This is a genomic window from Pseudoalteromonas luteoviolacea DSM 6061 (genome assembly GCF_001625655.1).
Lineage (GTDB): Bacteria > Pseudomonadota > Gammaproteobacteria > Enterobacterales > Alteromonadaceae > Pseudoalteromonas > Pseudoalteromonas luteoviolacea.
In genome coordinates, this window is sequence record NZ_AUYB01000089.1 from 1 (window position 1) to 733 (window position 733).

General features: G+C 41.5%; 1 protein-coding gene. It reads left to right on the top strand.

Annotated features, from left to right (window positions below; all coding sequences use genetic code 11):
* Nucleotides 1–124: 124 nt before the first annotated feature.
* Nucleotides 125–733: transposase (locus N475_RS05845; RefSeq protein WP_487246439.1), on the top strand; the 609-nt coding region annotated here is incomplete at its 3' end.

Here is a 733-nt window from a genome sequence, read left to right on the forward strand (position 1 = left end):
TTTAAAGGGACTTGGCTGACTAATAAGTTTATGGAGGAATTAAAGAAGACACCCATCTTAAATTTGGCAAAAAACTGAGTGTCGCCTATCTTTAAATAACGGTTAAAAGTTAGGCGCTCAATTCATGGCAACAGCACGAAGTCGGCAAGTTAGCTTGGTGGATACCAAGTACTATCACTGTATATCACGATGCGTAAGGCGCGCGTTTTTGTGTGGAGAAGATAAAGTAACGGGTAAGTCTTATGAGCATCGAAGAGGGTGGGTTGAAGAGAAGTTACTACAACTTGCTAAGGTGTTTTGTATTGATGTGTGTGCGTATGCCGTGATGAGCAATCATACTCATATTGTATTATATGTTGATGATAAAAAAGCAAAACGTCTGACGGATAAAGCCATAATTATACGCTGGCACAAGCAATTTAAAGGGACTTGGCTGACTCATAAGTTTATCAATGGCGAGTCACTGACCAATTCTGAGCGTTGTTTATTATCAGAACTTTTAGAGAAGTACCGAACACGACTAGCTGATATAAGCTGGTTTATGCGCACGCTAAATGAAGATATCGCGCGCAAAGCCAATAGAGAAGATGGCTGTACAGGGCGATTCTGGGAAGGGCGTTTTAAATCACAAGCTTTGTTAGATGAAGCCGCGTTGGCAGCGTGTTTAGCGTATGTGGATTTGAATCCAGTAAGAGCCAAAATAGCAGAGACACCAGAAGAGTCAGACCATACT